28 protein-coding genes and 1 other RNA gene are annotated in these 25,794 nt (G+C 67.1%); 9 read left to right on the forward strand and 20 right to left on the reverse strand.

Annotated features, from left to right (window positions below; translation table 11 throughout):
• Positions 1-204: 204 nt before the first annotated feature.
• A complete protein-coding gene (locus tag B9N72_RS02820) occupies positions 205-1,602 on the forward strand; it encodes a sodium:proton antiporter (RefSeq protein ID WP_085274925.1) in 1,398 nt (465 codons plus the stop codon).
• A gap of 132 nt (positions 1,603-1,734) precedes the next feature.
• Positions 1,735-3,111: a UDP-N-acetylmuramate:L-alanyl-gamma-D-glutamyl-meso-diaminopimelate ligase gene (gene mpl / locus B9N72_RS02825; protein ID WP_085274926.1), complete on the forward strand. Its 1,377-nt coding sequence runs from the start codon at positions 1,735-1,737 to the stop codon at positions 3,109-3,111.
• A 75-nt stretch (positions 3,112-3,186) separates the two neighbouring features.
• Here mpl and B9N72_RS02830 read toward each other — a convergent pair whose 3' ends face one another.
• The 13 genes from B9N72_RS02830 to B9N72_RS02890 all read right to left on the reverse strand — a co-directional run bounded on the left by B9N72_RS02830 (position 3,187) and on the right by B9N72_RS02890 (position 15,060).
• Positions 3,187-4,122 (reverse strand): GGDEF domain-containing protein, encoded by a 936-nt coding sequence (locus B9N72_RS02830; RefSeq protein WP_085274999.1) that lies wholly within the window; start codon positions 4,120-4,122, stop codon positions 3,187-3,189.
• A 124-nt stretch (positions 4,123-4,246) separates the two neighbouring features.
• Positions 4,247-6,175: a sensor domain-containing diguanylate cyclase gene (locus B9N72_RS02835; protein WP_085274927.1), complete on the reverse strand. Its 1,929-nt coding sequence runs from the start codon at positions 6,173-6,175 to the stop codon at positions 4,247-4,249.
• Between the two features lie 157 nt (positions 6,176-6,332).
• On the reverse strand, positions 6,333-6,848 hold the full coding sequence (locus tag B9N72_RS02840) for a hypothetical protein (protein WP_234985866.1): 516 nt from the start codon (positions 6,846-6,848) through the stop codon (positions 6,333-6,335).
• Between the two features lie 23 nt (positions 6,849-6,871).
• The gene (gene serB, locus B9N72_RS02845; protein ID WP_085274929.1) at positions 6,872-7,723 is read right to left on the reverse strand and encodes a phosphoserine phosphatase SerB; all 852 of its coding nucleotides are present in this window, start codon (positions 7,721-7,723) and stop codon (positions 6,872-6,874) included.
• A gap of 174 nt (positions 7,724-7,897) precedes the next feature.
• Positions 7,898-8,362 carry a DoxX family protein gene (locus B9N72_RS02850; RefSeq protein WP_085274930.1) on the reverse strand — a complete coding sequence of 155 codons (465 nt, stop codon included), beginning with the start codon at positions 8,360-8,362 and terminating at the stop codon, positions 7,898-7,900.
• Positions 8,359-9,132: an HvfC/BufC N-terminal domain-containing protein gene (locus tag B9N72_RS02855; RefSeq protein ID WP_085274931.1), complete on the reverse strand. Its 774-nt coding sequence runs from the start codon at positions 9,130-9,132 to the stop codon at positions 8,359-8,361. Before B9N72_RS02855 ends, B9N72_RS02850 begins: the two co-directional genes overlap by 4 nt.
• Positions 9,116-9,952 carry an MNIO family bufferin maturase gene (gene bufB, locus B9N72_RS02860; RefSeq protein WP_085274932.1) on the reverse strand — a complete coding sequence of 279 codons (837 nt, stop codon included), beginning with the start codon at positions 9,950-9,952 and terminating at the stop codon, positions 9,116-9,118. The genes B9N72_RS02855 and bufB overlap by 17 nt, the downstream gene beginning before the upstream one ends.
• Positions 9,953-10,018: 66 nt before the next feature.
• A complete protein-coding gene (locus B9N72_RS02865) occupies positions 10,019-10,276 on the reverse strand; it encodes a BufA1 family periplasmic bufferin-type metallophore (protein ID WP_085274933.1) in 258 nt (85 codons plus the stop codon).
• A 78-nt stretch (positions 10,277-10,354) separates the two neighbouring features.
• On the reverse strand, positions 10,355-10,618 hold the full coding sequence (locus tag B9N72_RS02870; protein WP_085274934.1) for a BufA1 family periplasmic bufferin-type metallophore: 264 nt from the start codon (positions 10,616-10,618) through the stop codon (positions 10,355-10,357).
• 232 nt (positions 10,619-10,850) lie between these two features.
• Positions 10,851-11,480: a 7-carboxy-7-deazaguanine synthase gene (queE, locus tag B9N72_RS02875; RefSeq protein WP_085274935.1), complete on the reverse strand. Its 630-nt coding sequence runs from the start codon at positions 11,478-11,480 to the stop codon at positions 10,851-10,853.
• 13 nt (positions 11,481-11,493) lie between these two features.
• Complete coding sequence (locus tag B9N72_RS21850) at positions 11,494-12,519, reverse strand: 6-pyruvoyl trahydropterin synthase family protein (RefSeq protein ID WP_085274936.1); 1,026 nt, start codon at positions 12,517-12,519, stop codon at positions 11,494-11,496.
• 2 nt (positions 12,520-12,521) lie between these two features.
• Positions 12,522-13,214, reverse strand: coding sequence for a 7-cyano-7-deazaguanine synthase QueC (gene queC, locus B9N72_RS02885; RefSeq protein ID WP_085274937.1), 693 nt, complete (start codon positions 13,212-13,214; stop codon positions 12,522-12,524).
• Positions 13,215-13,650: 436 nt separating this feature from the next.
• Entirely contained in the window at positions 13,651-15,060 is a 1,410-nt protein-coding gene (locus B9N72_RS02890) for an aminotransferase-like domain-containing protein (protein WP_085274938.1), read from the reverse strand.
• A 103-nt stretch (positions 15,061-15,163) separates the two neighbouring features.
• On the opposite strand from B9N72_RS02890, the gene B9N72_RS02895 reads away from it, so the two are divergent.
• Positions 15,164-16,030 carry a DMT family transporter gene (locus B9N72_RS02895; protein WP_085274939.1) on the forward strand — a complete coding sequence of 289 codons (867 nt, stop codon included), beginning with the start codon at positions 15,164-15,166 and terminating at the stop codon, positions 16,028-16,030.
• Positions 16,031-16,097: 67 nt separating this feature from the next.
• On the opposite strand, the gene B9N72_RS02900 is transcribed toward B9N72_RS02895, so the two are convergent.
• The 6 genes from B9N72_RS02900 to B9N72_RS02925 form a co-directional block, all read right to left on the reverse strand.
• Positions 16,098-16,781, reverse strand: a complete 684-nt coding sequence (locus tag B9N72_RS02900; RefSeq protein WP_085274940.1) for a type 1 glutamine amidotransferase domain-containing protein — start codon at positions 16,779-16,781, stop codon at positions 16,098-16,100.
• A gap of 12 nt (positions 16,782-16,793) precedes the next feature.
• The gene (nemA, locus tag B9N72_RS02905) at positions 16,794-17,900 is read right to left on the reverse strand and encodes an N-ethylmaleimide reductase (RefSeq protein ID WP_085274941.1); all 1,107 of its coding nucleotides are present in this window, start codon (positions 17,898-17,900) and stop codon (positions 16,794-16,796) included.
• Between the two features lie 25 nt (positions 17,901-17,925).
• Positions 17,926-18,666, reverse strand: a complete 741-nt coding sequence (locus B9N72_RS02910; protein ID WP_085274942.1) for an NADPH-dependent oxidoreductase — start codon at positions 18,664-18,666, stop codon at positions 17,926-17,928.
• 89 nt (positions 18,667-18,755) lie between these two features.
• Complete coding sequence (locus B9N72_RS02915; RefSeq protein WP_085274943.1) at positions 18,756-19,361, reverse strand: TetR/AcrR family transcriptional regulator; 606 nt, start codon at positions 19,359-19,361, stop codon at positions 18,756-18,758.
• A 99-nt stretch (positions 19,362-19,460) separates the two neighbouring features.
• Positions 19,461-20,111, reverse strand: coding sequence for a flavin reductase family protein (locus tag B9N72_RS02920; protein WP_085275000.1), 651 nt, complete (start codon positions 20,109-20,111; stop codon positions 19,461-19,463).
• Between the two features lie 317 nt (positions 20,112-20,428).
• Positions 20,429-21,034, reverse strand: a complete 606-nt coding sequence (locus B9N72_RS02925; RefSeq protein ID WP_234985867.1) for an FmdE family protein — start codon at positions 21,032-21,034, stop codon at positions 20,429-20,431.
• 198 nt (positions 21,035-21,232) lie between these two features.
• Between B9N72_RS02925 and B9N72_RS02930 the strand changes: the two genes are divergently transcribed.
• Positions 21,233-21,318, forward strand: a non-coding RNA gene (locus B9N72_RS02930) — sX9 sRNA.
• Here B9N72_RS02930 and B9N72_RS02935 read toward each other — a convergent pair.
• Positions 21,313-22,065, reverse strand: a complete 753-nt coding sequence (locus B9N72_RS02935) for an SDR family NAD(P)-dependent oxidoreductase (RefSeq protein WP_085274945.1) — start codon at positions 22,063-22,065, stop codon at positions 21,313-21,315. The two genes, B9N72_RS02930 and B9N72_RS02935, sit on opposite strands and share 6 nt — an antisense overlap.
• 257 nt (positions 22,066-22,322) lie before the next feature.
• Between B9N72_RS02935 and B9N72_RS02940 the strand changes: the two genes are divergently transcribed.
• The 5 genes from B9N72_RS02940 (at position 22,323) to B9N72_RS02960 (ending at position 25,698) form a co-directional block, all read left to right on the forward strand.
• The gene (locus B9N72_RS02940; protein ID WP_085274946.1) at positions 22,323-22,874 is read left to right on the forward strand and encodes a hypothetical protein; all 552 of its coding nucleotides are present in this window, start codon (positions 22,323-22,325) and stop codon (positions 22,872-22,874) included.
• Positions 22,875-22,986: 112 nt separating this feature from the next.
• A complete protein-coding gene (locus B9N72_RS02945; protein WP_085274947.1) occupies positions 22,987-23,328 on the forward strand; it encodes an FKBP-type peptidyl-prolyl cis-trans isomerase in 342 nt (113 codons plus the stop codon).
• A gap of 216 nt (positions 23,329-23,544) precedes the next feature.
• On the forward strand, positions 23,545-24,303 hold the full coding sequence (modA, locus tag B9N72_RS02950) for a molybdate ABC transporter substrate-binding protein (protein ID WP_085274948.1): 759 nt from the start codon (positions 23,545-23,547) through the stop codon (positions 24,301-24,303).
• Between the two features lie 10 nt (positions 24,304-24,313).
• The gene (modB, locus tag B9N72_RS02955) at positions 24,314-24,985 is read left to right on the forward strand and encodes a molybdate ABC transporter permease subunit (RefSeq protein WP_085274949.1); all 672 of its coding nucleotides are present in this window, start codon (positions 24,314-24,316) and stop codon (positions 24,983-24,985) included.
• Positions 24,986-24,996: 11 nt separating this feature from the next.
• Positions 24,997-25,698, forward strand: a complete 702-nt coding sequence (locus tag B9N72_RS02960) for an ABC transporter ATP-binding protein (RefSeq protein WP_085274950.1) — start codon at positions 24,997-24,999, stop codon at positions 25,696-25,698.
• Positions 25,699-25,794 lie beyond the last annotated feature (96 nt).

Below are 25,794 nucleotides of genomic sequence, written 5' to 3' on the forward strand. Positions count from 1 at the left end.
CGGCCATCGCGGTGTGGAACTTTCTTCCACCTGCACGGCCGGACTCAAGGCGCGGCACTGCGCGGCCCGCGTGCCGGTTTCAATGGCCGCCTGCGGCCTTCTGTCTGGGCAGCGACAGCGCTGTATCCGGGACGTTTACCTTCACCACCTTCGTCCGCGCCTGCTTCAGGGCGGGGAGCGTCTTTATTTTTTCCAGGAGATACGATGACCCGGAAACTGCTGGTGTCTGCCTTGCTGTCGCTGTTGCCCGCGCTGGCGCAGGCCGCCGAGCTCGACGGCGCTTCGCTGAGCCTGCTGTGGGCGCTGCCGTTCTGCGGCATCCTGCTGTCGATTGCCTTGTTCCCGATCTTTGCTCCGGGGCTCTGGCATCACCACTTCGGCAAGATCACGGCGCTGTGGAGCGTGTTGTTTCTGCTGCCGTTCACTCTGGCCTTCGGCCCAGGCAGCACGGCGTCCTTGGTCGCGCATGCGCTACTGACCGAATACCTGCCCTTCATCGTGCTGCTGCTGGCGCTCTACACTGTGTCGGGCGGCATCTTGCTGTGGGGCAACCTGCACGGCTCGCCCCGGCTCAATACCGTCTTGCTGGCAGCCGGTACGTTGCTGGCGTCGGTGATGGGCACCACGGGGGCTGCCATGCTGCTGATCCGCCCCTTGCTCAAGGCCAACGACAACCGCCGTCACAACGTGCACGTGGTGGTGTTCTTCATCTTCCTGGTGGCCAACGTGGGCGGCGGACTGACGCCGCTGGGCGACCCGCCGCTGTTTCTCGGTTTTCTGAAGGGGGTCGATTTCTTCTGGACCGTCCGCTTCATGGGGCTGCCGGTGCTGGCGGCGGCCCTGGCGCTGCTGGCCGTGTTCTACCTGGTGGACAGCTACTATTACCGCAAGGAGGGCGTGCTGCCGCGCGACCCGTCGCCGGACACGCCGTTGCGGCTGTACGGCCAGTTCAATTTCCTGCTGATCGCCGGGGTGGTCGGAGCAGTGCTGCTGTCCGGTCTCTGGAAACCGGGGCTGAGCATCGACGTTCTCGGCACGCCGCTTGAGCTGCAGAACGCGGTGCGCGACCTGATCCTGCTCTTGATCGCGCTGCTCTCGCTGGCGTTGACCCCGCGCCAGGTGCGCGCCGGTAACGATTTCAACTGGGCGCCGATGCTCGAGGTGGGCAAGTTGTTCGCCGGCATCTTCATCACCATCGTGCCTGCCATCGCCATTCTGCGTGCCGGCAGCGACGGACACCTGGCGACGCTGGTGGGACTGGTCTCGGGTGAGGACGGCATGCCGGTGAATGCCATGTACTTCTGGCTTACCGGGCTGTTGTCGAGCTTCCTCGACAATGCGCCGACCTACCTGGTGTTCTTCAACCTGGCCGCCGGCGATGCCCAACTGCTGATGAAAGAACTGCCGCAGACCCTGCTGGCGATTTCGATGGGGGCGGTGTTCATGGGGGCGATGACGTATATCGGCAATGCGCCGAATTTCATGGTCAAGGCGATTGCCGAGCAGCGCGGGGTGGCGATGCCGGGGTTCTTTGGCTTCCTGCTGTGGTCGGGCGTCATTTTGCTGCCGCTGTTTGCGGGGCTGACCTGGCTGTTTTTCTGAGCTGCCGGGCACTGCTCGCCTCATGGTGCGCGGTGTTGCCGGCTTGGGGCTGGCTTGAGGGGGGCGACAATCCCGCGTAAGCTAGCCGCTTTTGGCGCGTCAGCGCCGCGCTAGTCCTGGACTTTCTTCTTCATGCATATCCACATCCTCGGAATCTGCGGCACCTTCATGGGAGGTCTTGCCGCCATCGCTCAGCAGGCCGGCCACAAGGTGACCGGTTGCGACGCCAACGTCTATCCGCCGATGAGTACCCAGCTCGAGGCCATGGGCATCGAGCTGACCCAGGGCTTCGGGACGGAGCAACTGGCCATCGGCGCCGACGTGTACGTGATCGGGAACGTCGTCAAGCGCGGCACGCCGCTGATGGAAGAGATCATGAACCGCGGCCTGCCGTACATTTCCGGCCCGCAGTGGCTGGCGGAGAACGTGTTGGCCGACAAGTGGGTGCTGGCGGTGGCCGGGACACACGGCAAGACCACCACCAGCTCGATGCTGGCGTGGATTCTGGAGGACGCCGGCCTCGCGCCGGGCTTCTTGATCGGCGGCATTCCGCAGAATTTCGGCATTTCGGCACGTCTGCCGGGTACGCCGGCGCTCGACCCGGCCAGCCGTAGCCCGTTCTTCGTGATCGAAGCCGACGAGTACGATACCGCCTTCTTCGACAAGCGCTCCAAGTTTGTCCACTACCACCCGCGCACCGCGGTGCTGAACAACCTGGAATTCGACCACGCCGACATCTTTGCCGATCTCGCGGCGATCCAGACCCAGTTCCACCACCTGGTGCGCACCGTGCCGGGCAATGGCCGCCTGATCAGCAATGGCCGCGAGGCGAGCCTGGACGAGGTGCTGGAGCGTGGCTGCTGGACGCCGGTGGAGCGCTTCGGCGTCGATGCCGGCTGGCAGTTGGCCAACGTGGACGAACAGGGGCATTTCGACGTGCTGCTGGTCGGCGAGTTGCAGGGGCGGGTGTGCTGGGACCTGTTGGGCGAGCACAACCGCCTCAATGCGCTGGCCGCCATCGCCGCCGCGCGCCATGCCGGTGTCGCGGTGAAGGATGCCATCGATGCCCTGGCGCGTTTCCAGAACGTGAAGCGGCGCATGGAAGTGCGCGGCGTGGCGGCCGGTGTCACGGTGTACGACGACTTCGCGCACCATCCCACCGCCATTGCCACCACGCTGGAAGGCTTGCGCCGCAAGGTTGGCCGAAGCCCGATCCTGGCCGTGCTGGAGCCGCGCTCCAACACCATGAAGCTGGGCACCATGAAAGCGGCGCTGCCGGGGGCTTTGGCGGAGGCTGACCAGGTGTTCTGCTACGGTGCCAACCTGGGCTGGGATCCGGCCGAGGCGCTGGCGCCGCTGGGCGACAAGGCGGCGAGCTTCAACGATCTGGAGCGGCTGATCGCGGCCATCGTGGCCCAGGCCGAGCCGGGAAGCCACGTGCTGGTGATGAGCAACGGCGGTTTCGGCGGCATTCACCAGAAACTGCTGGACGCGCTGGGCGTGCGTTAAAGGTGGAGGGACACTCCCGGCAGCGCGCGGGTCAGTCCGTATCAGAGCAAGGGGGCCGCATGGCCCCTTGTCATTTCAGCTTTGCATGATCAGCTGGTTGCCGCCGCGTGCCTGGGCGACCTGCAGCGCCAGATCCATTCTTTCCAGCATTGCTTTGGGCGAGCGTTCCTCCTGCCGCAGGCTGCTGCCGCCGATGCTGGCGGTGTGATGCTCTTCCCTCCCATTGCGCACCAGCGTCAATTGCGACAGCGAGCGCAGCAGGCGCAGGGCGAAGAGCTTGCTGCCATCCAGCGTGGTGTTGGGCAGAATCATCACCAGGGCGCCGTCTTCCCGTTTGGCGATCAGGTCGCTCTCACGCGAAGCCTGGATGCACAGGCTGCTGGTCAGCTGATGCAGGTGGGAGAGGCTGTTGTCGTTTTCCTGATCGGTCTTCGGGTCGGGTTCGTCGAGCCGCAGCAGCAGGCCGGCGAGAGGGCTGCCATAGCGGTGGGCGCGCCCCACCTCGGTCTGGGTATTGCTCATCAGTGAGCGGATTCCCATCACACCGCTGACCGAATCTTCCAGCTCGTGTTGCTGGATTTCTTCGCGCAGCGTCTTGACCAGCTTGAGGGTGCGGTTGAGCAGCTGGCGTTCGTAATCGAGCAGCTGGCCGAGAATCTTGTTTTCCGACTGGTCGCTGAAGCTGACCACCAGCACCGGGCGGTCGATCTGCGGCAGGCGGCGCATCAGCAGCGAGACCTGGAACGGGCGGCCGCTGGACGAGCGCAGCAGACAGGGGTGGTTGTAGAGCATGCCGCGCTGTTCCAGCGCCTGCATCAGCATCCGTCCGTCCGGGTCGTCGGCGAGGAAGGGAAAGAACGGCTGCCCAGCCAGCTCATCGTAGGGTATCCCGAGCAGGATGGACGACAGCTGGTTGGCGTGAATGATGCGGCTATCGTCGGCATCGATCAGCAGGACCCCGCCGGGCAGGGTGTCGATGAGGGGCTGCAGGACTTCTTCGGGTAACTGCATGGCATCGTCCATAAAAGGGCTGTTGTCGTCCAGCCGGCATCGGTCGAACCGTTTCACGCTGCGATGGCGTACTCTATCCGGGGCCCCTTGCTACAGTTTGCTCACGACGCTTTCCGCGCTGGCTTCAGGGTTCGAGGCAGTTCAGTGCCCGTGCCGGGACGACGCGGTTACGTCCGGTTTCCTTGGCCTGGTACAGCGCCAGGTCGGCGAGCTTGAACAGCCGGCCGATCAGCAGCGGCCTATCCTGCGGGCTCCAGCAGGACACTCCGATGCTCAAGGTGACCCTGATCCTGTCATCATGATAGCTGATGATCAGTTCGGCGATCTTGCGTTTGACCTGTTCGGCCAGCTCGATGGCTTGGGCATAGTCGCAATGCGGCATCAGGATCGCAAATTCCTCTCCACCCAGGCGTCCCAGCTGCTGGCCCTCGCCCAGGCAGCTCTCGCAGGCCATGGCGACCTGCTGTAGCACCAGATCGCCGGCATCGTGGCCGTAGGTGTCGTTCACCAGCTTGAACATGTCCAGATCGATGATGGCCAGGCCGAGCGGTGTCCCCTGGCGCAGCGCCTGGCGGTAGGCTTGCTGCGCCTGCTGCAGGAAGTGCGGGCGGTTGGCGACGCCGGTGAGGTCGTCGTGGGTGGCCCGTTCGTACAGTTCGTGCTGCATTTCCTGCAGCTGCTTCACCAGGCGCTCCGTTTCCTGCTTTTCCCGCTGCAGCTGCTGGTTATGGCTCATGCGTTCGCTGATGTCGACCACGCTCATGACGATGCTGTGGTGGTCGTTGAAGCGCACCCGGCGCATCGAAACCTGGGACCAGAAGATTTTGCCGCCGCCGTCTCGCAGCTGGATTTCCCGGTCGCTGATCCCGAGCCCCTGGTCGAGCAGACTCTCGCAGCCTTCGACGTCGGCCGGCTCGGCGAGCAGGCTGAGGATGCTGCGCCCGATCAACTCCGAGATGTGCAGGCCGAACAGGCGGCCGGCCGCCATGTTGGCGGTGGTGACCTCGTGTCTGTCGGGATGCAGGATCAGCACCCCGACCTGGATGGTATCGAGCAGCGCCTGGAGGTCCTGATGCGTCGAGGCGAGCTTGTGCAGTTTCTTCTTCAGGTTGGCATTGGACAGCGCCAGCAGTGCGGTGTGCTCGTCGAGCTGCCGGCGTTCCCGGCGTGCCTGGTGGTGCAGACGGTTGCCGACGATGCCGAAGAAGACTAGCAGAGCGCTGAGCAGTGTGCTGCCCAAGAGCAGCAACGGCAGGCTGCGATCGGTGCTCCAGGTGCCTCGGGTGGAGACGGCCACGGTAATGCGCAGCGGGATGGAGGGGACGAGGGCGCTCGCCTCCATGTGGGGCGACGGCAGCAGCGTCAGCCACTGGGCGAGACGTCGCCAGCTCGAGGGGGACTGGGTCTCGGCGGGGGCCGGGGTGGACTGGATGAGCAACTGGCCAGCGCGGTTGAACAGGCGGATCTGGCTGCCGGGAGTGTCACGCAGCAGCGCCGGCAGCCAGTCGGAGGCATTGAAGCTGCCGTAGTAGCTCGCGCGGCAGGCGCCGCTGCGGTTGCAGGCCGGCAGCAGGAAGGGGATGCGTTTGCTGATGGAAAACTGCAGCGGCGGCGGGAGGAGGACGAACGGGGCGCCGTCGGCGGGACGGGAGACGAGCCCCCGTGCCAGGGCCTGGATAGGGAGGGGAGGGCGGTTGGAGCTGCCGCCCAGCGCACGCGGCGCGCCTTGCTGTGGGATCAGCCAGAGTTCGTCGAGATTGTCGATTGGCGCTGGCAGCGCACTCGCCTCCCGCTCCAGCGCGCGGTGCTGCAGTGCCGTCCGGAGCAAGGTGAACTGCTGTTCGAACTGGATGCTGGCCAGGTTGAGCTGGGCCTGGGCCATGTTTTGGGCATGCTCTTCGATCGAGCGCGAGCGTGCGTGAAACAGGGCCGCGGTCATGAGCCAGATCAGGGCTAGGCAACACAGCAGCAGGCCGAGCAGAAGCGTGCGCCACTCATGGCTGAGTCGGCGGCCATAGAGCTTCGGATCATCCGTGGTTAAGGTGAGGTGCATGAATCATTCCGACGCAATGATGATTTCATCATAAGTCGTTCCGTGCTGGTTGGGAATTGTCCGTGCCGAGTAAACCTTTTTTAAAGATAGACGGTTATTTTTAAATTGTTTTTTGATGTTGAATCAAGATGGGGTGACGAATGCCGGAGGAGGGGGATCAGCGTTCCTGAATGGCGCGGCGGTGGCGGCGGAACACCCACTTTTCCCATTGCAGATGGCTGGTTTTGTCGAAGGAGGGGCGGATGTCGGCTTGCAGCAGGTAGCCGGGCTGATCGGGCGAGGGCTCGCAGGCGTCGATGCTGCCCGCCAGGCGCAGGCTGAGGGCCGAGTCACTGTTGGGGTAGAGCGTCAGCAAGACCGGTTCGCCGACCGGGTAGGCGCGCTCGGAATGCCAGGCGATGGCGTCGAGGCCGAGCCGGCAGGGGGTGATGGCGGGGCGTACCGGGTAGCGCGAGGCGAGCACCAGTTCCAGCGTCAGGTCGATCTTGGCTTCCAGCCGCAGCAACAGCGGGTCGGCGTCGTCGGGGACTTCACCCGGCGAGGCGAGCAATTGCAGCGCCAGCCGGGTTTCGCGGTCGAGTCGGCCCTGGTAGGCAGTGTCGGCCAGGCGCTGGCAGGACAAGGGGAGGTCGGCATCGAAACTGGCGGTGGCCAGCGTGGGTAGTCTGCTCATGCGGTGTTCCTCCCTTTGCTCGGTCATGCGAACAGGTTGACGACTCCTTCCAGGCCGACATGGTTGAGCGCCACGTCGGCCTGGGTGCGTACCACCGGCTTGGCCTTGTAGGCCACGCCGAGGCCGGCTTCGGCCAGCATCTTGAGGTCGTTGGCGCCGTCGCCCATGGCGATGACCTGATCCGGCGCCAGCCCCAGCTGCTGGCGTATCTCGATCAGCAGCCTGGCCTTGGCGCTGGCATCGACGATGTCGCCCTTGACGCGTCCGGTGAGCTTGCCGTCGGCCACTTCCAGCACGTTGGCGAAAGCGTAGTCGAGCCCCAGTTCGGCTTTCAGGCGCTCGGTGAAGAAGGTGAAGCCGCCCGAGACCAGCATGAAGCGCACGCCGTTGGCCTTGCAGGCGGCGAGCAGGGTGTCGGCGCCGGGCGTCAGCCTGACCCTTTCACGATACACCGTTTCCAGCGCGCTTTCTTCCAGCCCGGCCAGCAGCGCCACGCGTTCCTTGAGCGAGGCGGTGAAGTCGAGTTCGCCGCGCATCGAGCGTTCGGTGACTTCCGCCACCAGGTGCTTGACGCCCACCATGTCGGCGATCTCGTCGATGCATTCGATGGTGATCAGCGTGGAGTCCATGTCCGACACCACCAGGCCGAAATCGGCGAAGCGGCGCCCGCTCGGGACGAAAGCGGCGTCCAGGCCGTGCTGTTCGCAGTAGGCGGCGATGTCGGCTCGGCGGGCGGGATCGACGCCGTGCAGGCGGGCCACGCTGTCGGAAACGCGTTCGATGTCGGAGGTGCCGCTCAGCTCGGCGACGGCGGCGAGTGGGCTGGCGGAGAGGAGCGGGGCCTGGAGGACGAGGGTGTAGGACGAAGACGGCATGGTTCGAGATTCGGTTGCAAGCGAATATTCGATTATGCCACGCGTCCGGCGCATTCCAAAAAGCATTGGCCCGAGAACGCCAGGACATGGCACGTGTTCGCCGGGTCCGCGGCGATCCGCACGCTGCCGGGACAACAATGCCGGCTCTGTGGTCGTGTCCAGCGCGAAGGGGGATCAGTCGTCCTGTTGCGGCCGGCTCCACCACGACAGCAGCCGGTCGAGCGACAGCAGGCCAGGACCGCTGCAGGCGATGACGGCCAGCAGCATGCCCCAGTAGTAATGGAACTGGCGCGTGGTGTCGGTCAGGCCGGGGTAGCTGATCACGGCCATGGTGTTGACCACGAACAGACCGGCGGCGGCGAAGCGGCCGGTAAGGCCCACGGCCAGCAGCGACGAGAACACCAGTTCGCCGAAGGTGCCCATCACCGCCGCCACGGCCGGAGGCAGCAGCGGCACGTGGTATTCCTCGGTGAACAGCAGCAGGGTGGTGTCCCAGTCGGCGATCTTGGTCAGGCCAGAGGAGAAGAACACGTTGGCGACCCACAGCCGGATGAACAGCAGCACGAGCGGCCGCAGGCCGTCGGCAAGACGGACGAGCGGGGATGCAAGCTGCTCGACGCGCAGGATCAGGGTTTTCATGACGGCCCTCCGGGTAGCTGGATGGACGACAGCAGGGCGCGTTCGAATAGCTGGCCGAGCAGGGCTTGCAGGTCGAACGACGGGTCTGGTTGCAGTGCCGCGTTGGTGGCGGCTTCCAGCATGGCGCCCTGCTGCAGCGCCAACAGGAAGGCCGCCGTGGCCGGATCCAGGCGCTCGACCTTGACCGTGCCGGCCGAACGTGTCACCAGCGCGGTTTCGGCGTGGTCGCCGAGGCGCTCGGGCAGGGGCACGCCGCTGTCCGGCTGGTGCGCGAGCCAGATCGTGGCGATGGGCCAGGGAGAGGCGACGACGGCCACATCGTCGGCCAGCCCGAAGCGCAGTTCGCCCCAGCGCTCCGGTTCCAGCGTGGCCAGCACGGCGAGGTCGGGTGGGGTGGCGTCGGCGGCGTAGTAGCTGCGGTGCACGTGCCACTCCAGCCGCGCCACGTCGGCCAGGTAGGGCAGATGGCGGACGTGTTCGAAGCTGTCGAGAAAGTCGCCAAAGGCGGCGCCGTAGCGGTGCAGGTTGCCGGAGTGCGAGGCGTGGCGCTTGACGTACTCGCGCGCCAGCGCGCGGAAGAATTCCTCGCCGACCAGCTGGCCCAGTACCGGGTAGGCGTAGGCCAGGGTGTCGATCAGCCCGACGCGGTAGTTGTTGCGGTACACCGCGAGCCCGGCCGCGGACAGGCCAAGGTTGGCCGAAGGGGCGTGCCGCTCGGGGTCGGCGATGGCCTCGAGCAGCGCGCTCGACCAGTCAGTCCACGAGATCATGGTGCCGCTCCTGCAGGATGGCCTGGGCTTTGGCTGCCTCGCCGCACAGCACGTCGAGCGGCGGGATGTCGATGTCCCATTCGATCAGCGTCGGGCGCGGACCGAGCCTGGCGATGGTGGTGCGGTACAGCTGCCACACCGCCGCGTAGACCGGTTGGCTGTGGGTGTCGACCAGCAGGCCGTCGCGCTCCGAGTAGCCGGCGAGGTGGATTTCGCCGATGGCCTCGGGTGGCAGCGCGGCGATCACCGCGTCCACGTCGGTGCCGAGGTTGACCTGGTTGACGTAGAGATTGTTGAGGTCGAGCAGGATGCCGCAGCCGGTGCGGCGTACCAGTTCGGCGAGGAACTCGCCCTCGTGCATCTCGTTGCCGGGGTACTCGACGTAGCTCGACAGGTTTTCCAGCAGGATGGGCCGGCGCAGCGCGTCCTGGGTCTCGGCGACGTGGGCGCTGACGGCATCCAGCGCATCGCGGGTGTAGGGCAGCGGCAACAGGTCGTTGACGAAACGCGTGGCGGAGTGGTTGAGGCACAGGTGCTCCGACACCGCCGCCGGCTCGAGCGCATCGACCAGCCGTTGCAGCGAGGCCAGGTGTCCGGCTTCGGGGCGTTGCGGCGAGCCCAGACCGAGGCCGACGCCGTGCAGCGACAGCGGGTAGCGTTCGGCCACGCGGTGCAGCATGGCGAGCGGCTGGCCGCCGTCGAAGAAGTTCTCGCTGTGCACTTCCACCCAGCCCAGCTCGGGTTGCTGCTGCAGCACCTGCTGGTAGTGCGGGGCGCGCAGGCCGATGCCGGCGCAGCGCGGGAGGCGGCTCAGGGACATGATTCGCTTTCAGGGGAGAGGCGCGCCAGCCGTGACGGGGCGGTCGCGGCTGGCGCGGGGATGGGCTTATTTCTTCGGCGCCTGCAGCGTGCCCCCCATCTGGGTGCAGCTGCCCTTGGCGACGAATTTCCAGTCGGTGGGATCGTTGTCGACCTTGGACTGGCCGGCGCAGGCGTGGGTGCCGACCACCGAGGCGCAGTCGTTCTTGCCGGCCTTGGCGACGCCGAAGCACTTTTCCTTCTCGGCGGCCATGGCCGGGGCGAGGCTGCCCAGCGCCACGAAGGCGCCGAGGGCGGAAACGATCAGGGTACGGGAGGTGTTCATGGTGGCGCTCCTGTCAGGGGGAAGGGCCACGGCGGGCCCGATGTGCCATTCGCTTGTAAGCCAGGATTCAGCGAATCCTTACTTCTTACCCGGCTGCAGCAGGCCTGCCATCTTTTCGCAGCTGCCCTTGGCGACGAATTTCCAGTCGTTCGGATCGTTGTCGACCTTGGCCTGGCCGGCGCAGGCGTGGGTGCCGGCGGCCGAGGCGCAGTCGTTCTTGCCGGCCTTGGCGACACCGAAGCATTTTTCCTTCTCGGCGGCGCTGGCCGGGGCGGCGGCGAGAGTGCCGAGCGCGACGACGGCGCCGAGGGCGGAGGCGATCAGGGCACGGGATGCAGTCATGGTGTTACTCCTTGTTGGTGTGAGTGATCCGGCGCCTTGCCGGACTTGAGCGTTGGTCGTACCGCCGCGGCGTTTCTTACAGGATACCGCCGGGCGGTTGCGACGGGGCTGTTGATTGGTCTGGCGGCGCCGGCTTTCATTACAGGGATCAACGAAAAAAAGATCGTTACCTTCCGATGGACAAGCAAAAAGCCGGAAAATCCGGCTTTTCTCGAGCGGGGCGTCCCCGGCCTCAGCGTATCTGCAGCACCTTGTGGGTCTGCACCGACAGCCGCCATTGCGGCTGCGCCATGCAGTAGGCGATGGCGGCGCGGGTGTTGGCGACGACGTCGGGGCCGTCCATCGGCTGCAGGTAGAAGTTCTGAAAGGCAAGCCCGGCCACGCTCTCCGGCGGCAGCGTCGGCTGGGGATAGACCAGTTTCAGCTCGTGGCCGGTGGTCTGCAGCAGCGGCGCGCCGGCCTTGGGGCTGACGCACAGCCAGTCGATACCGGGCGGGGCGGCCACGGTGCCGTTGGTTTCCACCGCGATTTCGAAGCCGCGCGCGTGCAGCGCGTCGATCAGCGCCGCATCGAGCTGCAACAGCGGCTCGCCGCCGGTACAGACCACGAACGGCGTGCCGCCGGCGCCGGCCGGCCATTCGCGGGCGATGCGCTCGGCCAGTTGCTCGGTGGTCTTGAACTTGCCGCCGTCCGGGCCGGTGCCGACGAAGTCGGTATCGCAGAACTGGCAGATGGCTTTGGCGCGATGGCGTTCCTTGCCGCTCCACAGGTTGCAGCCGGCAAAGCGGCAGAACACCGCGGCGCGGCCGGCCTGGCGGCCTTCGCCCTGCAGGGTGTAGAAGATTTCCTTCACCGTGTACATGGTTTCCCCCTTGCTACAGCAGCGGCCAGCGCATGTTGTCCTTGAACAACACCGAGACCCCGCGCTCGTCGCGCTCCATCAGGTCGACGCGCGCCAGTTCCGGCACCAGCGGCGACAGCTCGGCGTGCACCCATTCCGCCACCGAGGCGGGGTGGCCGTTGCGGATGCCGGCGAGGCGGTCGAGCGGGTTGTGGTCGAGCTGGCGGTAGACCGGCTTGAAGCGGTCCTTGACGTCGCCGAAGTCGAGCAGCCAGCCCATCGCGCCGTCCAGCTCGCCTTGCAGCATCAGCCGGATCAGGTAGCTGTGGCCGGTGTAGTTGCCCTCGGCATCGAACGGCACCGCACTCTCGAAGTGCTGTTCTTTCCAGATGCGGAAGCTGTGGCCGTCGAACTGGCTGCCGGCGGTGTGCGTCTCGCGCACCTCGACCCAGGCCAGGCCGGCGAGATCGGCCGACAGCTCGCGGTAGATCCACTGCGCCAGCACCTCGCTGGTGGGGTTGGCGAGGCCGGGGATGTCGTTGAGATAGCGGTGGTTGAGGCGCAGGAACAGCCGGCCCCAGGCTGCCGCCAGGTCGATGTGGTTGGCCGAAGCCGCGTCCGCCACCAGCCGCACCCCGAAGCCGTGGCCGTGCAGGCGGCCGCATTTGTGGCCAGCGGGCACGTGCGGCAGCTGGTGCGCCGCCTCGAAGCCGGCGTTGAGCCAGACCAGGCGGGTGCCGTTGTCGAGGATCACGCCGCGTTCCGGGGCGCTCGTGAGCGTCAGGCTGTGCGGAAAGCTCAGCTGTTCCGACAGGTGTTCGGCGATGGCCAGGTCGTCCACCGACGCCATGTGCTGGTTGAGCGAGGCGTAGTTGAGCGGCTGCACCGCGCGCTGCAGCGTCTCGGCCAGGCCGGCCTGGTTCGTGTGGATGTTCTCCACGCGCAGCTGCACGCGGAAGCTGTGGCCGTGCAGGCTGGCGAACTGCGGCTCGAACCAGTCGGCGGGCAGCTGGCGCGCGGCTTCGAAGCGCGCGCCGGCGAGAAGGTAGGATGCGTGCATGATCAGCCCTGGCGGAAAAGTTCGACCAGCGGGTCGGCGACGCCGGCCTCGGCAAAGCCCTTGGCGCGCAGCTCGCAGGCGGCGCAGTGGCCGCAGGGTGGCTGCTCGCCGTTGTAGCAGGTGTGGCTGTAGGCCAGCGCCGCCATGGCCCCGACCTGCTGTGCCAGGTGCACGGTATCGGCCTTGGACAAGTACATCAGCGGGGTGTGCAGCTCCACGCGCGCATCGAGACCCAGGCGCAGCGCCAGCTCCAGCGCCTTGAGCGTGTTCTCGCGGCAGTCCGGGTAGCCGGAGTAGTCGGTCTGCGCCACGCCGGTCACCAGGTGGCGCGCGCCGCGGGTGTAGCCGAAGGCGGCGGCGAAATTCAGGAAGATCAGGTTGCGGCCGGGCACGAAGGTGTTCGGCAGCTCGGTATCGTCGTCGGCGCGGGCGCCTTGCTCCGGCGTGATGCTGGCATCGGTCAGCGCGTTGCCGCCGATGGCGGCGAAGGTGTCGATCGGCAGCACGGTGTGCGGTACGCCGGCGAGTGCGGCGATGGCGCGCGCGCTGTCGAGCTCGACGCGGTGGCGCTGGCCGTAGTCGAAGGTGACGGCTTCCACCTTGTCGGCGCCGAAGCGCTGCAGGGCCCAGTACAGGCAGGTGGTGGAGTCCTGGCCGCCGGACAGGACGACGAGGGCTTTGTCGCTTGAATTCATTGCGGTTTCCATCGAAAGACAGTCGAGGTCACGCGGCACGCGGGATCGGTCTCACCCGGCACCGGCGGCGTCCCCGCAAGGGGCCGGCCGAACCCGCTAATGTAGCAGAAACGCGCCGTTGCGGCCAGACGATGACGTGGGTATGGTTCGCCTCCCCGCTCTCGTTATGGCCCATGGCGCTGGCGTCTGCCGCATGGGGCCGCTCAGGACCTGTTCACGATCTGTCGCGAGCAGCCCTCAGCGGGGTGAAGAGCAGCGCAGAAACCGGAATGGTCTGGAGTACATGAGGATTTCCGATCGCTGAGCGAATCTCTGCGTGCCAATCCATCGCTGAGCCAATCGAAGATTGGCACGCAGGGATTGGCTCAGCGATAGATTCGCACGCAGTGCACATGAGCCCCGATCAGGGATGCGCAGCAAGATCGGGAACGGGTTCTCAGCCGTGCAGCGTGTCGGCCAGTACCTGCCACAGGCCGGCTTCGCCGCATTGCGCCACGTTGAAGCGCAGGTGGCGGCTGGGGGCGCCCGCCGGGCTGAAGTAGCGCCCCGGCGCCAGCAGCAGCGAGGCGGCGCGGGCGCGTTCGACCCAGGCGTCGAGGTCGACCCCGGGCGGCGCCTCGGCCCACAGCAGGAAGCCTTCCGCCGGTTCGTGCCACAGCGTGAAACCCAGGGCCTTGAGGCGGGCGATGGCGTCGGTGCGCAGCGGCTCCAGCCGTTTGCGCAGGCCGTCGACGTGACGCCGGTAGCGTCCGCCGGTGAGCAGGCGGTAGACCAGGGTTTCCACCGCTTCCGGCGTGGTCATGCCGCTGATCAGCTTGATGTCGGTGAGGCCGGCGATGCGGCCGGGATCGGCGGCGATGTAGCCGCAGCGCAGGTTGGCCGACAGCGTCTTGGTGAAGCTGGCGAGGTAGATCACCCGCGACAGCCCGTCGAGCGCCGCCAGCCGCACGCCGGGGCGGGCTTCGAAGTCGGCGTAGATGTCGTCCTCCACCGCCAGGCAGTTCCACTGCTCCAGCAGCTTGAGCACCCTGTGCGCCACCGGCAGCGTCAGGGTGCTGCCGGTCGGGTTGTGCAGCGCGCTGACGGTAAGGAACAGTCGCGGCCGGTGCTGGCGCAGGGCTTCGGCCAACCTTTCGGTGTCCGGGCCGTGCGCGGTGCGCGGAATGCCGACCACGTTGACGCGCGCCAGCCGGAGCGCGGCGTGGAAGTTGTAGAAACCGGGGTCGTCCACCAGCACGGTGTCGCCCGGCGTGGTGACGAGGCGCAGGATCAGGTCGAGCGCATGGGTGGCGCTGCTGGTGGTGACGAGCTGCGCCGGCGACAGCGTCAGCCCCTGTCCCTCCAGTTTCTGCACCAGCGCCTCGCGCAGCGGCAGATAGCCCTGCGGGCAGCCGTAGCCGACCAGGCGTGGCGCGGCCTGGGAGAGGGCGCGCCACTCGGCGGCGAGCGGGCCGTCGGCCAGCCACGCCGAGGGCAGGCTGCCGACGCCCGGCTGCCAGCGCAGTTGGCCGGACAGGTTGAGCCGCATCAGCTCCACCTCTTGCGCCAGCGCGCTGTCGGCCGGGTGCGCCTCGCGCCCGTGCGGCGTGCTGCGCTGGCCGGCGACGAAGTAGCCGGCGCCGTGGCGGGCCTGGATCAGGCCGCGCGCCACCAGCCGCTCGTAGGCCTCGGCCACGGTGAAGCGGCTCACCGGGTAGCGCTCGGCCAGGGCGCGGATCGACGGCAGGCGCGCCCCGGCCGGCCACAGCTGGCGGCGGATGTTGTCGCTGCAGAAGTCGACGATCTGCGTGGTCAGCGGCACGGGCTGCGCGGCGGCGATCGGCCAGTTGTCGGCGCAAACTGTCATGGTGGTATGGCCTGTACAGTGGGGGAGTGATCGGTATGACTGTCTGGATTATGGCAGACAGTTTGGCGTTACGCTCAAGGCTCTTCAACCTGGGGGGCGCATCATGAGCACGACGACATCGCAGCCGCTGGCCGGCCTGTTGTGGGGGTTGGTCGGCGTGGCCTGTTTCAGCGGTACGCTGGTGGCGTCGAGGCTGGCCTCGTTCGAGCTCGACCCGATCTTCATCGGCTTGGGCCGCGCCTTGCTGCCCGCCGTGCTGAGCGGCCTGCTGCTGTGGCTGACCCGCGCCGCGCCGCCGACCGGGTCGCAGTGGCGCCGCCTGGCGCTGGTGGCCGGCGGGGTGGTGATCGGCTTCCCGCTGTTTTCCTCGCTCGCGGTGGCGCGGGTGCCGGCGTCGCACGCCGCCGTGTTCGGTGGCCTGCTGCCACTGGCGACCGCGGGCTTCGCCACCTTGCGCGGCGGCGAGCGGCCGCGCCCCTTGTTCTGGCTGTTCGCACTGGCGGGCAGCGCGCTGGTGGTGGGCTACGCCTGGTGGCAGAGCAAGGGCGACTGGCAGGCGGCGGACGGCCTGATGCTGATCGCCATCCTGCTGTGCGGCGTCGGCTACGCCGAGGGCGGTCGGCTGGCACGCGAACTGGGCAGCTGGCAGACCATCTGCTGGGCCTTGCTGCTGGCGGCGCCGTTCCTGCTGCTGCCGGTGTGGCTGACGCGGCCGGCGGCCATCACCCATTGGCAGACCTGGGCCGGTTTCGCCTACGTCAGCCTGGTCAGCATGTTCATCGGCTTCTTCATCTGGTATCGCGGCCTGGCGCTGGGCGGCGTGGCGCGGGTCAGCCAGGTGCAACTGCTGCAGCCCTTCGGCATGATGCTGTGCGGCATGCTGGTGCTGGGCGAAGAGCTCAATACCGGCATGCTGCTGGTGACGGCGGGGGTGGTGCTGTGCGTGGCGCTGGGACGCAAGGCGGTGTGAGAGGCCGCCACGACAAAGGTTGGCCGAAGCCCGTTCCGACAGGGCTTCGGCCAAGCTGCCGGCGCGCTCAGTGCGGCAGGCGGCGCAGTAGCGCTTCGGCCACGGCTTCCGACGAGGCGGGGTTTTGCCCGGTGATCAGCAAGCCGTCTTCCACCGCGAAGGATTGCCAGTCCGGCCCGCGCTGGTACTGGCCGCCCTTGGCTTGCAGCGCGTCTTCGAGCAGGAAGGGCACCACGTCGGCAAGCCCGACCGCCTGCTCTTCGCTATTGGAGAAGCCGCTGACGCGGCGGCCGGCCACCACCGGCAACCCTTCCGGGGTGAGCGCCCCGAGCAGAACCGCCGGGGCATGGCACACCGCGGCGACCGGCTTGGCCTGCGCCAGGAAGGCGGTGATCAGGGCCTGCGAGGTGCCGTCGTTGGCCAGATCCCAGAGCGGGCCGTGGCCGCCGGGGTAGAACACCGCGTCGAAGTCGTCGGCGCGCACCGCGTCCAGACGCAGCGTTGCCGCCAGTTTGGCTTGCAGCGCCGCGTCGGCGTTGAAGCGTGCGGTGGCCGGCGTCTGCGATTCCGGCAGCGCGCTCTTCGGGTCGATCGGCGGCTGGCCGCCTTTGGGCGACGCCAGCGTCACCGACACGCCGTGGTCGACCAGCGCGTAGTACGGCGCGGCGAACTCTTCGATCCAGAAGCCGGTTTTATGGCCGGTGTCGCCCAACTGGTCGTGACTGGTGAGAACGAACAGGACCTTGCTCATGATCGACCTTTCTCAATGTGACGCTGCCAGCGCCGGATAGTCGGTATAGCCCTCGGCGCCGCCGCCGTAGAAGCTTTCCGGACGTGGCGGGTTGAGTTCGGCACCCTGCGCGAAGCGCTCCGGCAGGTCCGGATTGGCGATGAAGGGGCGGCCGAAGGCCACGGCGTCGATCAGCCCGGCGCGGATCAATTCCTCGGCCTTGCCCACAGTGTAGCCACCAGCGGCGACGATGGGGTGCGGGTAGGCCTGGCGCACGGCGCGGCGGAACGCGTCCGGCCATTTCGGACCGCCGGCCCAGTCCGGCTCCGACAGGTGCAGGTAGGCGATGTGGCGTTTGGCGATCTCGCCGATCAGGTACAGCGCCATTTCCTGCTGGTCGATTTCCGACAGGCCGTTGAACACCCCCAGCGGCGACAGGCGGATGCCGACGTGGGCGGCGTCCCACTCCGCGATCACCGCGTCCAGCACCTCCAGCACCAGGCGTGCGCGGTTTCCCACGCTGCCGCCGTACTGGTCGGTGCGCTGGTTGGCCGCCGGCGACAGGAACTGGTCCAGCAGGTAACCGTGTGCGGCGTGGATTTCCACCAGGTCGAAACCGGCGCGGCGCGCGTTGTCGGTGGCGCGGCGGTAGTCGTCCAGCAGGTCGGCGATTTCCGCGGTTTCCAGCGCGCGCGGGGTCGAGGTGGGGGCGCGCACCAGCTCCCCGTTTTCGTCACGGATGTTGGTATTGCTGTCGGCCTTGATCGCCGACGGCGCCACCGGCGCCTCGCCGTTCGGCTGCAGGCTGGTGTGCGAGATGCGGCCGGTGTGCCACAGCTGGATGGCGATCTTGCCGCCGGCCGCGTGCACGGCGTCGTTGATCTCCTTCCAGGCGCGCACCTGTTCCTCGCTGTAGATGCCCGGCGCTCCGGCGTAGCCCTTGGCGGTCGGCGAGATGTGGGTGCCCTCGTTGATGATCAGGCCGGCGCCGGCGCGCTGGCGGTAGTACTCGGTGGCGAGCGGCGTGGGCAGGTCATCCGGCTCGGTGTTGCGCAGGCGGGTCAGCGGCGCCATCAGCACGCGGTTGTTCAGGGTCACGGCGCCAAGGCGCAGCGGGGTGAGCAGTTTGTCGGCTTGCATGGGGAGTCCTCTGGCTGAGTTGGGGTTACTGGTCGAATCCGAAGCCCTGCTGGCGGGCCACCGGGGCCACCTGCGGGAAATACACCTGCTGGTAGTAGCGCGCGGTATTGCTGCTCCACGGCTCGCCGTCGTCGCGGCCGATCCGTTGCCAGTGCGCGGCCAGCTGGGCGTCGTAGGCGGCGATGTGGCCGGGCAGATCGGCGGCGTTGTAACGCTCGCGGTGCGCGAAGCTCGCCAGCGGCAGGCGCGGCTTGATGTCACCTTCGTCGGCGGCGTAGCCGATGGCCACGCCAGCCAGCGGGAAAGTGAGTTCCGGCAGCTGCAGCAGGTCGATCATCGCCGCCGGGTTGCGGCGGATGCCGCCGATCGGCACCACGCCGAGACCGGCCGAGCGCGCGGCAGTCATCAGGTTGCCCAGCGTGATGCCGGCATCCACCGCCGCCACGGCGAAACCCTCCACACTGTCGTGGATCACCTGTTGCTTGCCGGCCCGCTCCACGCCGAGGCGGGTCTTGTAGAAGTCGGCCACCACGGTGATGAACACCGGCGCCTGGGCGATCCACGGCTGGCCGCCGGCCAGCTCGGCAATCTTCTGGCGGCGTGCCGCGTCCTGCACCACCACCAGCGACACCTGCTGGCCGTTGATCGAGGTGGGGCCGTGCCACGCCGCCTGGATGATGGCGTCCAGCACCTCGGCCGGCACCGGCTTGTCCTGGTAGCTGCGGATACTGCGGTGTTGCTGCATCTGTTCGAGTGTCGCGTTCATGGATCGCTCCGTCGTTTCGAAAAGATTAGACCGGTCGTCTAGTTTCGGTGTCAAAAAAACCGCCTGCTCGCCGGCAAACGGTATCGTTGTCAGGCCGCGCTGCAGGGCAGCAGCAGGCCTTGGGTATGGATCATCGCGGCCTGCAACGGCTGCAGACTGTGCTGTGTCTTGTACATCAGTGCCGCACCCAGCCACAGGCTGTAGAGCGCGTAGGCGGTGTCGTCCGGCGGCAGCGAGGGCTTGATCGAGCCGTCGGTCTGGCCTTCGCGGAGGCAGGCGGCAAGCCGCTGCACGATGGCCAGCATGCCCTCGTCCAGCGCCACGCGCATCGGTTCGGACAGGTCCGACACCTCGGCCGCCAGTTTCACCGCCAGGCAGCTCTGCGCCTCGCAGCGGGCGTGGTTGTCCAGCCATTGCTGGAAGTAGGCCAGCAGCCGCTCGCGGCCATTGCCGACGCTGCCGTCGGTCAGCAAGCCGCCGACACGCTCGCGGTAGCCGCTGAAATAGCGCGTCAGCATCGCCACGCCGAAGTCTTCCTTCGACTTGAAGTAGTGGTAGAACGACCCCTTGGGCACCCCCGCCTCGGACAACAGCTCGGTCAGGCCCAGCGCGGTAAAGCTGCGGCCATGGATCAGCTCCTCGCCGGTGGCGAGGATGTGTTCGCGGGTGTCGGGGTATAAGCTGGGTCGTGCCATGGACGAAGAATAATAGACCGATCGTCTAGTTGCAAGAAGAACGGCCTCGGGTGTGGTTTTTTGTCTTCTTTTTTCTATCGATTAAAGACCGCTCGCCCGTCAGCGGTTGGTCCGGCCGGCGGAGCGGTCGTCCCAGCCGCTCGGCCGCGATAGTTCGAAGTTGGTTTCCGACCGGGTTCGGCTGTACCACTTGCCGCCCATGCGGGCGATGATGTCCAGGCGAGCCGGGTCGACGCGGCCGCGCTCGTCCAGTATCGACTCGTCGATGTGCGCGAGCAGCACTTCTCCCAGAATGATGTGGCACGACGGCTTGTGCTCCGGGTAGGGGTACAGCGCGGCCATCCTGCATTCGAAACTGACGCTGGCGCCGTCGACCCGCAAGGGCTGGACGCGTTCGGCCGCCTGGCTCGGGATGTGGCAGCGCTCGAACTCGCTGATGCCGTGCTCGTAGCCGAAGGCGGTGGCGTTCATCTGGTCTGCCATGGCAAACGGCACCAGGTTGACGACGAACTCCCCTGTGTCCTGGATGTTGCGTACGGTGTCCTTGGGGCTGCCGTCGCCTTGCACCAGGGGGGATAGCATTACCGTCGGCGGCGTGCCGGTCACCACCTGAAAGAAGCTGAACGGCGCCAGATTGCTGATGCCCTGGGCCGAGCGCGTGGATACCCAGGCGATGGGGCGTGGGGTCACGGTGGCGGTGAGCCATTGGTACGCCAGCAGCGGATCGGTCTTGGTGAAATCGATAATCATCGCGTCGACTTGATTGGTGGCGCGCCTGCCGATGCGGCCGGCCTGCCGGGTAGGCAAATGAGGGGGGGGCGAGGGCGGTGCCAAATGCCGGCGCCGGCCGTCGGCAGGCGGCCCGCTCTCATCCCGGCCACGGGCATCATAACGGGAAAACCGGCGGCGTGGCGGCGCGACTGTCTGCGCGTGCTGATCCGGAATAGAGGAGGAGCCCCGCTGTGCCATGGCGCCGCGTGGCGGGCTCCGGCCAGCGGGTGTGATGAACTGACGCCCTGAGGCCCCCCCTGGGCGTTGCCGCGCTAGTGATGCCAGGCGGAAGGGGCTCAGGGCCTGACGACGATCAGCTCCGGGTCGTCCGCGTGCTCGATCAGGATCTTCTCTACCCGGGCTTGCCAGAGTTCGGCGAATTCATGGGCTTCGGCCAACGTGGCGGTGCCGGCCATGATCCGTTGCAGCAGGGGGCCGCTGAGCGGGCTGGGCGGTACCCGGCTGAGGTCGACGCCAAGCTGCACGGCGGCGCCGTTGTCTTTGCGCTGGAAGCGGACTTCGCCTTCGATCGCGGCATCGAAATGCAGCAGGTCGTGCCGCTTGAAGCGTCCCCCGATACCCTTGAACCCTCCCGGTCCGGCGGCACCGGTGATCAGGCCGATCACGCTGGCGATGACGCCGGTCACGCCCTCGTCCTGCGACTTGGCGAAGCTGACGTCGATCTCGCCGCGCTCCGGCACATCGTCGGGAAACAATACCTGCAAGGCGCGCCTCGCCATCAGGTAGGCGCTCGCCACGGTGGGGCAGGAGTGCCCGGCCAGGCGCACGGCGTCGACGTAGTGATAGGTCAGCATGCCGTCGCTGCTGGCGCCGAGCAGGCCGGCAAGCTTGTCGTGGACCAGGATTGGGGGAACGGCGTCGAAAAAGGCGGGATAGCTCATGGTGGCGATACTCGGTGTGACAGTGACAACGGGAAGGTCGATGGCGATGCCGTGCGGCAGCCTAGCCGGCCTCCGTTCCTGGCAGGATAGGAGGCCGCTTCCGCTTAGAACCTGTTCGCGATCTTGCTGCGCGTCCCTGATCGGGGCTCATGTGCACTGCGTGCCAATCTTCGATTGGCTCAGCGATCGGAAATCCTCATGTACTACTTGTACATTCCGGTTTCTGCGCTGCTCTTCACCCCGCTGAGGGCCGCTCGCGACAGATCGTGAACAGGTTCTTAGCCAATGGTGTAACCGCCATCGACCACGATTTCCTGCCCGTAGATGTTTTTGGCCGCATCCGACGCCAGGAACACCGAGGTCTCGGCGATGTCGTCGGGTTGGCCGAACTCCCCCGGAATCAGCCTGGCGGTGACCTGTTCCGCCACCTGGCCGAGCACCTCGGGCGGCAGGCCGACGGTGCCCCACAGCGGGGTGCCGATGGGGCCGGGGGCGATGCAGTTCACCCGGATGCCTCGGGGCGCCAGTTCCGCCGCCAGCGTTTGCGACAGCGACTTCAGTGCCGCCTTGCTGGCGCTGTAGATGGCGAGTCCGGGAAAGCCGACTTGGGTGAGGAAGGTGGTGATGAACTGGATCGTTCCGCCCGGGCGGATGTGCGGCAGAAAGAGCCGGGCGGTTTCGGCGGCCCCGAACAGGTTGACCGAGAATTGCGTGTTGAACGCCTCGGCGCTGCTGTCCGCAAACGGCACCACGCGCGCGATGCCGGCATTGGGAACCAGGATGTCGATCTTGCCGACCTGCCTGGCGGTCTCCTCGACCAGTCGCTGCAAATCCTCCTGGCGCGTCACGTCGCCGGCGACGGCGACCACCTGTCCGGGATGCGCCGCCGCCAGTTCCGCGAGCGCCTCGGCGTTGCGGGCGAAGGCGACCACTCTGGCGCCTTCCGCCACGTACCGCGTCACGATCGCGCGCCCAATCCCGCTGCTGGCCCCGGTGACGACGGCCACCTTGCCTTGAAGTCTGTGCTGCATGTTCGGTTACTCCGCTGATGTTGGTGAGGGGATAGTGGCGAAGCGGCGCGCCGCTTTCATTGACTGCCATCAACCGGTTCGGCATCCGGCCGCAGCACCCCGATGGCCGGCGTACCGGCGGCATTCCCCGTCGTCGACGCCACGCCGGGTGGGGCGCTCGGCGCGGCCTTGACCGTTGCGAAGACCTTTCTCACCGGGGCGGCATGTGCCACGCTGAGAGGGTCGGCCATCGAGCGCAACCAGGGAGGAGGAAGATCATGTTCGACAAGGATCGTTTCATCCAGGACTGTCTGAAGGCGGTGGCCGACGGGCAGGGGGCCATTCGCGAGCTGGTGCAGGAGGCGGTGGCGGATAGGCAAGGCGTGATGGCCGGGCTGGGCGAGCCGCAGCATGCCGGCATTACCCCGCTCTATGTCGGCCCGGAACTCACCATCCTCAACTTCGTCTGGGCGCCGTGCATGAGCCTGATGCCGCACAACCACCAGATGTTTTCCGTGATCGGCATCTATTCCGGCCGCGAAGACAACGTGTTCTGGCGCCGCACGGCAGGCAGCATCGAGGCGGCCGGGGCCCAGTCGCTCGGCGCTGGCGAGGTGGCGACACTCGGTCGCGACATCATCCATTCGGTGCTGAACCCCATCGGCAAGATGACCTGCGCCATTCACGTGTATGGCGGCGACTTCTTCCATCCCGCCCGCCCGAGAAGCGAATGGGACCACGAAACGCTGATCGAGCGCCCCTGGGACGTGGAGGGGGTGAAAACGCTGTTCCGCGAGGCCGAAGCGCGTTTCAACGCCACCCGGACATGAGCCGCGCCCTTGGCGCAGCCCGCTGCCGCGAAGGCGGCGCAAGATACGCTACAATTTCGGCCACGCTGCGGCGAGCCGCATTGACCGATGACCGAATCAACGAGAGTGCTTGATGAGTAACGAATTACAGGTTGTGGACATTCAACCGGGCGACGGCAAGGAGGTGGTCAAAGGCGCCTTGATCACCACCCAGTACACTGGTTTTCTCGAGGACGGCACCAAGTTCGACTCCTCGTACGATCGCGGCCGCCCCTTCCAGTGCGTCATCGGCACCGGGCGCGTGATCAAGGGCTGGGATCAGGGCCTGATGGGCATGAAGGTCGGCGGCAAGCGCAAGCTCTTCGTGCCGGCCCATCTCGCCTACGGCGAACGGCAGATCGGCGCCCATATCAAACCCAACTCCAACCTCATTTTCGAGATCGAGCTGTTGGAGGTGTTGACGCGGGACGACTGAGGGCGCCCCGGCCGGCCCCGTGTGGGCCGTCCGCATCCACCTTTCCCTTTCCTGCGCCAATCCGGCCGTTGCGCCCGCATCGTGCACCTCCGGCGTGGCTGGGTCGCGCCAGTCAACGCCTTCCTTGATGTAAATCAGCTTCTGCCGCGTGGGTTTTCGACAGCGTGATATATTGCTGTATATTACGCTCGATCGACACATGACTCGGAGACCGAGATGCCGCTCCCACTGACGAAACGCCTCCTGGCTGCCGCCGCCATCATTGCCGTTACCGGCCTGGTGCATGCCGGCGAACTGACGGTATCCGCCGCCGCCAGCCTCACCAACGCCTTCAAGGACATCGCCCAGGGTTACGAGGCCAAGTATCCGGGGGCCAAGGTGTTGCTGAACTTCGGCGCCTCGGGCGCGCTGCTGCAGCAGATGGCCAAGGGCGCCCCCGTCGACGTGTTCGCCTCGGCCGATCAGGAAACCATGGACCAGGCCGTGCAGCAGAAGCTGGTGGCGGCGAGCGAGCGGCATGATTTCGTGCGCAATAGCCTGGCGCTGATCGTGCCCGGCGACAGCAAGCTGGCGCTCAAGCGGCTGGAGGACCTGAGCCAGGGTAGCGTGCAGAAGGTTGCCATCGGCAACCCGGCCAGCGTTCCGGTCGGCCGCTACACCAAGCACGCCCTGGAGGCCGCCAGGCTGTGGCCGGTGCTGCAAGCCAAGGCGGTCACGACCCAGAACGTGCGCCAGTCGCTGGACTACGTGGCGCGCGGCGAGGTCGATGCCGGTTTCGTCTACGGTACCGACGCCGCCATCATGAAGGACAAGGTGAAAGTGGCGTTCACGGTGCCGCTCGACATCGCCATCAGCTACCCGATTGCCAAAACCGTCAGCAGCGCCAACGCCGACGAGGCCAAGCGTTTCGTCGCCTACGTCCTGTCGCCGGCGGGTCAGGCGGTCCTGGGCAAGTACGGCTTTTCGAAGCCCTGAGCGAGGACACATGGAATCGGCATGGACGGCGCTGGCGCTGTCATTGAAGGTGGCCGGCTGCGCTACGCTGCTCAATCTGCTGCTCGGCGTGGGTGTCGGCTTCCTGCTGGCGCGGGTGCGTTTCGTCGGGCGCGACCTGCTCGACACCGTGCTGACCCTGCCGATGGTGATGCCGCCCACGGTGCTGGGCTTCTACCTGCTGGTGCTGGTGGGACGGCGCGGCTGGCTGGGCGCCTGGCTGCACGACAGCTTCGGCATCAATCTGATTTTCACCTGGCAGGGCGCGGTGATCGCCGCCTCCATCGTGGCCTTTCCGCTGGTGTTCAAGCCGGCCCGGGCGGCGTTCGAGGCGGTCGACGGCCAGCTCGAGCAGGCGGCGCGGGTGCTGGGCGTCTCGGAGGCCGCGATCTTCTTTCGCGTCACCTTGCCGCTGGCTTGGCGCGGCATCCTCGCCGGGCTGCTGCTCGCCTTCGCCCGAGCCCTGGGCGAATTCGGCGCGACGCTGATGGTGGCGGGCAGCATCCCGGGCAAGACGCAAACCCTGTCGATCGCCGTGTACGAGGCGGTGCAGGCCGGGCAGGACGACGTGGCCAATACCCTGGTGCTGATCACCTCGGTGGTGTGCATGGTGGTGCTGCTGGCGGCGGGACGCCTGGCCCCCGGCCGCATCGCCAACCAGTAGGAGAGCGGCGCATGCAGCTCGATATCGATATCCGCAAGACCCTGCATTCCGGCAAGCGCACCTTCCAGTTGCAGGTCCGTTTTCAGTCGGTGAGCCAGCGCATCGTCATCTTCGGGCCGTCCGGTTCGGGCAAGAGCCTGACGCTGAAGGCGATAGCCGGTCTGATGCGGCCCGACCACGGCCATATCCGCCTCGACGGCGAGACCCTGTTCGACGCCGGCGCCGGCATCGACCTCGCGCCGCAGGCGCGCAAGGTGGGCTACCTGTTCCAGGACTACGCGCTGTTTCCGCACTTGAGCGTGCGCCAGAACATCGGCTTCGGCCTGAAACGCGGCTGGTTCAACCCGCGCGCCGCCGAGAAGAGCGAGGCGGTCGATTATTGGCTGGAGGCGCTGCATCTGAGCCACCTCGCCCACCAGATGCCTGGCGAGTTGTCCGGTGGGCAGCGGCAGCGCACCGCGCTGGCGCGGGCGCTGGTGGCCGAACCCCGGGCGCTGCTGCTGGATGAACCGTTTGCCGCGCTCGACCCCCTGCTGCGTCAGCGGATGCGGGAGGAGCTGGACGAATTGCAGCGCCGCCTGCAGGTGCCGATGGTGCTCATCACGCACGACCCGGAGGACGTGGCGGTGTTCGGCGAGCAGGTGCTGGCGCTGCACGACGGCATGATCGCTCCGCCCGAGGCCAGCCCGCAGCCGGGCGTGCTGCCGGCCTAAGCGTGTTGACCCGCGTGCCCTACCCGGCACCGGCGGACGCGCCGGCTGCGCGGTCCCATGACCTACCCACCCACCTCGACACCTGAAAGGCTTGCG

Origin of the sequence: Pseudogulbenkiania subflava DSM 22618 (assembly GCF_900177275.1) — a bacterium.
Taxonomy (GTDB): domain Bacteria; phylum Pseudomonadota; class Gammaproteobacteria; order Burkholderiales; family Chromobacteriaceae; genus Pseudogulbenkiania; species Pseudogulbenkiania subflava.

Bases quoted from the DNA above. Each gene is read 5' to 3' on its own strand.
- B9N72_RS02925 (WP_234985867.1), bottom strand. From the start codon at position 21,034: ATGAGCTATCCCGCCTTTTTCGACGCCGTTCCCCCAATCCTGGTCCAC.
- B9N72_RS02840 (WP_234985866.1), bottom strand. From the start codon at position 6,848: ATGAGCAGACTACCCACGCTGGCCACCGCCAGTTTCGATGCCGACCTC.
- nemA (WP_085274941.1), bottom strand. From the start codon at position 17,900: ATGCAAGCCGACAAACTGCTCACCCCGCTGCGCCTTGGCGCCGTGACC.
- B9N72_RS02945 (WP_085274947.1), top strand. From the start codon at position 22,987: ATGAGTAACGAATTACAGGTTGTGGACATTCAACCGGGCGACGGCAAG.
- B9N72_RS02920 (WP_085275000.1), bottom strand. From the start codon at position 20,111: ATGATTATCGATTTCACCAAGACCGATCCGCTGCTGGCGTACCAATGG.
- B9N72_RS02865 (WP_085274933.1), bottom strand. From the start codon at position 10,276: ATGAACACCTCCCGTACCCTGATCGTTTCCGCCCTCGGCGCCTTCGTG.
- bufB (WP_085274932.1), bottom strand. From the start codon at position 9,952: ATGTCCCTGAGCCGCCTCCCGCGCTGCGCCGGCATCGGCCTGCGCGCC.
- B9N72_RS02890 (WP_085274938.1), bottom strand. From the start codon at position 15,060: ATGACAGTTTGCGCCGACAACTGGCCGATCGCCGCCGCGCAGCCCGTG.
- B9N72_RS02855 (WP_085274931.1), bottom strand. From the start codon at position 9,132: ATGATCTCGTGGACTGACTGGTCGAGCGCGCTGCTCGAGGCCATCGCC.
- B9N72_RS02895 (WP_085274939.1), top strand. From the start codon at position 15,164: ATGAGCACGACGACATCGCAGCCGCTGGCCGGCCTGTTGTGGGGGTTG.
- B9N72_RS02820 (WP_085274925.1), top strand. From the start codon at position 205: ATGACCCGGAAACTGCTGGTGTCTGCCTTGCTGTCGCTGTTGCCCGCG.
- B9N72_RS02835 (WP_085274927.1), bottom strand. From the start codon at position 6,175: ATGCACCTCACCTTAACCACGGATGATCCGAAGCTCTATGGCCGCCGA.
- queC (WP_085274937.1), bottom strand. From the start codon at position 13,214: ATGAATTCAAGCGACAAAGCCCTCGTCGTCCTGTCCGGCGGCCAGGAC.
- B9N72_RS02870 (WP_085274934.1), bottom strand. From the start codon at position 10,618: ATGACTGCATCCCGTGCCCTGATCGCCTCCGCCCTCGGCGCCGTCGTC.
- B9N72_RS02830 (WP_085274999.1), bottom strand. From the start codon at position 4,122: ATGCAGTTACCCGAAGAAGTCCTGCAGCCCCTCATCGACACCCTGCCC.
- B9N72_RS02935 (WP_085274945.1), bottom strand. From the start codon at position 22,065: ATGCAGCACAGACTTCAAGGCAAGGTGGCCGTCGTCACCGGGGCCAGC.
- serB (WP_085274929.1), bottom strand. From the start codon at position 7,723: ATGCCGTCTTCGTCCTACACCCTCGTCCTCCAGGCCCCGCTCCTCTCC.
- modA (WP_085274948.1), top strand. From the start codon at position 23,545: ATGCCGCTCCCACTGACGAAACGCCTCCTGGCTGCCGCCGCCATCATT.
- mpl (WP_085274926.1), top strand. From the start codon at position 1,735: ATGCATATCCACATCCTCGGAATCTGCGGCACCTTCATGGGAGGTCTT.
- B9N72_RS02910 (WP_085274942.1), bottom strand. From the start codon at position 18,666: ATGAACGCGACACTCGAACAGATGCAGCAACACCGCAGTATCCGCAGC.
- B9N72_RS02915 (WP_085274943.1), bottom strand. From the start codon at position 19,361: ATGGCACGACCCAGCTTATACCCCGACACCCGCGAACACATCCTCGCC.
- B9N72_RS02960 (WP_085274950.1), top strand. From the start codon at position 24,997: ATGCAGCTCGATATCGATATCCGCAAGACCCTGCATTCCGGCAAGCGC.
- modB (WP_085274949.1), top strand. From the start codon at position 24,314: ATGGAATCGGCATGGACGGCGCTGGCGCTGTCATTGAAGGTGGCCGGC.
- B9N72_RS02940 (WP_085274946.1), top strand. From the start codon at position 22,323: ATGTTCGACAAGGATCGTTTCATCCAGGACTGTCTGAAGGCGGTGGCC.
- B9N72_RS02850 (WP_085274930.1), bottom strand. From the start codon at position 8,362: ATGAAAACCCTGATCCTGCGCGTCGAGCAGCTTGCATCCCCGCTCGTC.
- queE (WP_085274935.1), bottom strand. From the start codon at position 11,480: ATGTACACGGTGAAGGAAATCTTCTACACCCTGCAGGGCGAAGGCCGC.
- B9N72_RS02900 (WP_085274940.1), bottom strand. From the start codon at position 16,781: ATGAGCAAGGTCCTGTTCGTTCTCACCAGTCACGACCAGTTGGGCGAC.
- B9N72_RS21850 (WP_085274936.1), bottom strand. From the start codon at position 12,519: ATGCACGCATCCTACCTTCTCGCCGGCGCGCGCTTCGAAGCCGCGCGC.